The 6,735-nt window shown below is 66.7% G+C and carries 1 protein-coding gene; it reads right to left on the bottom strand.

Annotated elements, in window-relative coordinates; translation table 11 throughout:
• On the bottom strand, positions 1-6,735 hold a 6,735-nt coding region (locus tag VNW74_RS15995), incomplete at both ends, for an SDR family NAD(P)-dependent oxidoreductase (protein ID WP_325678461.1).

Here is a 6,735-nt window from a genome sequence, read left to right as displayed (position 1 = left end):
CTCGAAAGCCCCAACCGCCAAGGCCCGTCGCCCGGCGGCACCAACACGCTGTCAACCGCACGGCTGCCATGCACCCGAGCCGTGTAAACCGCCCCGCCCCGCAACAGCACCTGCGGCTCACCGACTGCCAGCGCCGAAGCTATTGTCGTATCGTCAAGGGGCGCATCGGAATCCACCAACACGATCCGGCCGGGGTGTTCGGTCTGCGCCGAACGCACCAAACCCCGCACCGCGGCACCCGCCAGATCGGTGACGTCCTCCCCCGCCAATCCCATTGCGCCCCTGGTCGATACGACCATGAAACCCGAATCATGCTCGGCCAGCCACGACTGCACCGCTGCCAACGCCTGATGCGTGCGCTCGTAGGTGTCGACGACTGGATCCTCGGCGGCCGATACGGCTTCGAACACCTGGTAGGACGGCGTCTCGGCGTGCGACGCGGTCGACGCGGGAGACCACACCAGCTCAAAGAGCCGATCCCCGCCTGAGCCGGACATCGCCGCCATCAATTGCTGCTGCGACACCGGGCGAGCCACCATCGAAGCCACCGACAACACCGGCAGCCCCAACCCATCGGCCAACTCCACCGACACCGCCGACGCACCCGACGGCGCAATCCGCGCCCGCACCGCCGACGCCCCCGCCGCATGCAACGACACGCCCTGCCAAGAGAACGGCACCAGCACACCGGTGTTGTCGCCGTCGCCGCCGGTCTCGGTAGCCACGATCACCGCGTGCAACGCAGCGTCCAACACGGCCGGGTGCACACCGAACCCGGCCGGTGATACGCCGGCATCGCCGGGCAGGGACACATCGGCGAATATCTCGTCGCCGCGACGCCACATCGCGGTCAACCCCTGGAACGCGGGGCCGTACCCATACCCGCGGGAGGCCAGTCGCTCGTATAGGCCTTCGATGTCGACCGGCGTGGCCCCTACCGGCGGCCATGTCGACATGTCGCTACCCAACTCGGCATTGCCGGGCCGGATCACACCTTCGGCATGCAGAGTCCAGCCCGGGTGTTCGTCGCTGCGGGAAAACACCGACACCGAGCGGTTGTCCGACTCGTCGGCGGCGTCGACGACGACCTGCACCGCGATCGAACCCGTTGCCGGGATCACCAACGGCGCCGCCAGCATTAGTTCGTCAATGACGGAGCAGCCGACTTCGTCGCCGGCACGGATCGCCAACTCGACAAACCCCGCACCCGGGAACACCACCACGCCGCCAACGGCATGGTGAGCAAGCCACGGCTGCGACGCCGCCGATAGCCGACCCGTCAGCACCACCCCGCCGGAACCCGGCAGGTCGACCACCGCACCCAACAATGCGTGCTCGCTGGCCGCCAACCCCAGACCGGCGGCATCGCCGGCAGCGCCATCGTTGGAAAGCCAAAACCGGCGTCGCTCAAAGGCATACGTCGGCAACTCCACAAATCCGGCTCCGGGCAACAGCGCACGCCAGTCCACGCCCACACCCGACACAAAAGCGTGGGCCAATCCGGTCATCAAGCTGCTCGGCTCGGGCCGGTCCTTGCGCAGCAAAGGCACTGAACCGACCAGCTCCACGCCGGCTTCGGCGAGCGATTCCTCGATGGACGAGGTCAGTCCGCCACCGGGCCCGACCTCGAGGAATCGGTTGGCCCCGGCCGAGTTCGCGAACCGGATGCTGTCGGCGAACCGTACCGCCGCCCGGATGTGCTGTGTCCAGTAGTCGGCTGACGCGAAGTCGTCGCCCGCCAACTGTCCGGTCACGTTCGAGATGATCGGGATGGTGGGCGGGTTGACCGTGAGCTCCTTGGCTGCCGCTCTGAACTCGGCGATCATCGGCTCCATCAACGAAGAGTGGAAAGCGTGGGAGACGGCGAGCTTGTGGACACGGCGGCCCTGTTCGCGCAGTTGGTCCGCAATCGCGGTCACCGCATCCTCGTCGCCGGAAACCACCACTGACGAAGGCCCGTTCACGGCGGCGATACCGACGCCGTCGATCAGCAGCGGCCGCACTTCGTCTTCGGTGGCCTGCACGGCGACCATGGCGCCGCCGGCGGGGAGGGCCTGCATCAACCGGCCTCGCGCGACTACCAGCACGGCAGCGTTTTCCAGCGACAAGGCGCCGGCGATGTGCGCTGCGGTCAACTCGCCTATCGAATGACCCATCACGAAATCGGGCTTCACACCCCACGATTCCAGCAGCCGATAGAGCGCTACTTCGATGGCGAATAGCGCGGGCTGCGCGAATTCAGTCGTATTCAGCAGGTTTTCGTCGTGGCCCCACATGACTTCGCGCAAGGGGCGCAGCAGGTGCCGGTCCAGCTCGCCGACAACAGTATTGAACGCTTCAGCGAAGACCGGATGGCCCGCGTGCAGCCCCATGCCCATGCCAAGCCATTGCGAGCCTTGGCCGGGGAAGACGAACACGGTTTTGCCCGCCGGGGTGGCGCGCCCACTGATCACCGAACCACCCGGCAGCCCGCCAGCAAACTCACCCAAACCTGCCAGCAAATCCTCACGGTCGGCACCAAGCACCACCGCCCGATGCTCAAACGTCGACCGCCCCGCTAATGACCAGCCCACATCAACGGTATCCAACTGCTCACGCGCAGCGATAAATTCACCCAACCGCGCGGCCTGACCGGACAGCGCCGCCGCGCCCTTAGCCGAGATGACCCACGGCACGATCGGCGGATGGGCCGCCCGCTCGGTGGCAGCCTCGACGACCGTCGGGGGCGCCTCGATAATCACATGCGCATTGGTGCCACTGATCCCAAATGACGACACCCCCGCGCGACGGACGCGACCATCCGCCGACTCGACCTTCCATGGCTGCGGTTCGGTCAACAACGCCACCGACCCCGCCGACCAATCCACGTGCGGCGAAGGCGCATCCACATGCAGTGTTGCCGGTAACACCTCATGGCGCATCGCCAAGATCATTTTCATCACACCGGCCACGCCGGCCGCGGCCTGAGTGTGACCCATGTTGGACTTGATCGACCCCAACCACACCGGCTGCGAGCGGTTCTGTCCGTACGTAGCCAGCAGCGCCTGAGCCTCAATCGGGTCACCCAGCGTCGTGCCCGTGCCGTGGCCCTCCACCGCGTCGACATCGGCGGGGCCCAACCCGGCGTTGGTTAGCGCCGAGCGCACCACCCGCTGCTGCGAGGGCCCATTAGGCGCGGTCAACCCATTCGACGCGCCGTCCTGATTGACCGCCGAACCCCGGACCAGCGCCAACACCGGATGCCCCAACCGCTGGGCATCCGAGAGCCGCTCCACCACCAGCATTCCGCCGCCCTCGGAGAATCCTGTGCCGTCGGCCGCCCCGGCGTACGCTTTGCACCGGCCGTCCGGCGACAATCCACGCATGCGGCTGAACTCCACGAAGATGTCGGGCGTGGCATTGACGGTCGCACCGCCGGCCAGCGCCAGGTCGCACTCCCCCGACCGCAACGACTGCACCGCCATATGCAGGGCCACCAGCGATGAGGAGCACGCGGTATCCACCGACACCGCAGGGCCCTCCAAGCCCAGCACATACGCCACCCGCCCCGACGCCACACTGGACGACTGTCCGGTCAGCCGGAAGCCTTCCACGGTTGGTGCAGCGCCCATGCCGTAGCCCTGGGTGTACACCCCGGCGAACACGCCGGTGGCACTGCCCCGCAACCCGCCGGGCTCAATCCCCGACCGCTCCAACGCTTCCCAAGACAGTTCGAGGAAAAGGCGCTGCTGGGGGTCCATCGCCAGCGCCTCGGATGGCCCCACTCCGAAGAACGCGGGGTCGAAGTCGGCGACGCCGTCCACGAATCCACCGGTGCGGGTGTAGCACGCGCCCGGCACGTCGGGATCCGGGTTGTACAGCCCGGCCAGATCCCAGCCGCGGTCGTTCGGGAATTCGGTGAGCACGTCGCGGCCCTGGATAACCATGTCCCACAGGTCTTCTGGAGAGGTAACTCCGCCGGGGAACCGGCAGGCCATCCCGACGATGGCGATCGGCTCGTCGGTGGTGGCGCGGACCGCGGCGACGTGCTTGATCTCTTGTGGGACGCCGGCGAGTTCGCTGCGCATGTAGGTGGCGAGACTGCTCGGTGTGGGGTAGTCGAAGATGAGGGTGGGTGAAAGTGCGAGTCCGGTGGCGGCTTTGAGCCGGTTACGCATCTCAACTGCGGTCAACGAGTCGAAGCCCAGCTCCTGGAACGCCCTGTCCGGGTCGATGGCTTCCGGCGTGGTGTTGCCCAACACGGTCGCGATATGCGAACGCACCAGATCCAGCAGCACCGCGTGCTGCTCGGCCTCGGGCAGCCCATGTATGCGGTGTGCCAGTGCCGACTTCGATTTGCTGGCGGCCAGCGAGTCGTCGACTCGTCGGCGGGTCGGCGTATTGATCAGGTCGACGAACATCGGCGGTACTACCGCCGCGTTGGCGCGCAGCGCGGTGGTGTCGATGCGGGCGGGCACCAGGAACGGCTCGTCGACCACCATCGCGGTGTCGAACAGCTGTAACGCCTCGGCGGATGACAGCGCCAACACACCGCTGCGGCCCAGGCGGGCTCGGCCCAGGGCATCGAGTCCGCCGGTCATATCACTGGCTTGCTCCCACAGACCCCATCCGAGCGAAATCGCCGGCAGACCGTGAGCACGCCGATGCACAGCCAACCCGTCAAGGAACGAGTTAGCCGCGGCATAGTTGGCCTGACCCGACGACCCCACCAACCCGGCCATCGACGAAAACATGACAAATGCCGACACATTCGCATCGCGGGTCAGCTCGTGCAGGTTCCACGCCGCATCCACTTTTGCTCGCAACACCGCATCGACCCGTTCCGGCGTCAACGACGTCACCACCGAATCGTCAAGAACACCGGCGGCGTGAATCACCGCGGAAAGCGGATGCTGGACCGGAATATCCGAAATCACTTTTGCCAACGCCTGCCGGTCAGCGGCATCGCACGCCACCACCGACACCTCGGCACCGGCCTCGCTCAGTTCGTTTGCCAGGTCAGCGGCGCCGGCAGCATCAGGGCCACGCCGGCTCGCCAACACCAGATTGCGCACGCCGTGAGTGGTCACCAAATGACGTGCCAACGCCGAACCCGCCATCCCGGTTCCACCGGTGATCAACACAGTGCCCGCCGCCCAGGCGTCCGGCATCGTCAACACCACCTTGCCGACATGACGCGCCTGACTCAGATACCGCAACGCCGCCGCACCCCGACGCACATCAAACGTCGTCACCGGGAGCGGCCGGAGGACTCCGGCGTCGAACAGTTCGGCGAGTTCGAGCATGTATTGGTGCATCCGGATACGACCGGGTTCGAAGAGGTCGAAGGCGCGGTAGCGCACTCCTGGGTGTTGTTGGGCGACAACGCCGGGGTCGCGGATGTCGGTCTTGCCCATCTCCAAAAACACCCCGCCAGGGGCGACCAAACGCAGCGAAGCATCGACGAAATCGCCGGCCAGCGAGTCCAACACCAGATCCATGCCGCGACCACCGGTCACCGTACGGAACTTGTCCTCAAACTCCAGACTGCGCGAATCGGCGATATGGTCCTCATCAAAGCCCATCGCCCGCAACGTGTCCCACTTGCCACGACTGGCAGTGGCGAACACCTCCAACCCCAGATGCCGGGCCAACTGCACCGCAGCCATCCCCACCCCACCGGCCGCAGCGTGGACCAACACCCGCTGCCCGGGCCTGGCGTCCGCCAGTTGTACGAATGCCATCCACGCGGTCGTGAAAACGGCTGATATGGCTGCGGCTTCGGCGTAGGACCAGTCGGAGGGCATCGGGAGCAGTAGTCGGACATCGCCGGCGACCAGGGTGCCGCTGCCGTCGGGGAAGAAGCCGTACACGGAATCACCGACGGCGAATTCGGCTACGCCGGGACCGACTTCAACGACGACGCCGGCGCCTTCGCCACCGATCAGCGCGTCGTGGGTGAACATGCCGAGGGTGATCATGACGTCGCGGAAGTTCGTGGCGATGGCGCGCATGGCTACCCGGACCTGGCCGGGCTCCAAGGGGGCATCCGCGTTAGGCACCGGCTCCAACTGGAGATTCTCGAAGGTGCCCGCACTGGAAAGCCCCAACCGCCATGGCCCGTCACCCGGCGGCACCAACACACCGTCAATCGCCCGACTGCCGAGCACCCGGGCCGTGTACACCGTTCCACCCCGGACCAGCGCGTGCGGCTCACCGACTGCCAGAACCGAGGCTATCGTCGTATCGTCAAGCGGTACATCGGAATCCACTAGCACGATCCGGCCGGGGTGCTCGGTCTGCGCCGAACGCACCAACCCCCACACAGCGGCACCCGCCAGATCGGTGACGTCCTCGCCAGCCAATCCCATTGCGCCCCGCGTTGACACCACCAAGACACCCGAGTTTCGGTCGGCCAGCCATGATTGCACCGAGGCCAACGCCTTATGTGTGGACTCGTAGGTGTCGACGACGGGATCCTGCAGAGCCGATACGGCCTCGAACACTTCGTAGGACGGCGTCTCGGCGTGCGACGCCGGCGAGGCGGGCGACCACACCAGCTCGAAGAGTCGATCCCCGGCTGAGCCGGACATCGCCGCCATCAACTGCTGTTGCGACACCGGACGAGCCACCATCGACGCCACCGACAACACCGGCAACCCCAACCCGTCGGCCAACTCCACCGACACCGACGACGGACCCGACGGCGCAATCCGCGCCCGCACCGCCGACGCCCCCGCCGCATGCAACGACACG

It is taken from the genome of Mycobacterium sp. (genome assembly GCF_035570115.1).
GTDB lineage: Bacteria > Actinomycetota > Actinomycetes > Mycobacteriales > Mycobacteriaceae > Mycobacterium.
This window is presented reverse-complemented; position numbering and strand designations above follow the sequence as displayed.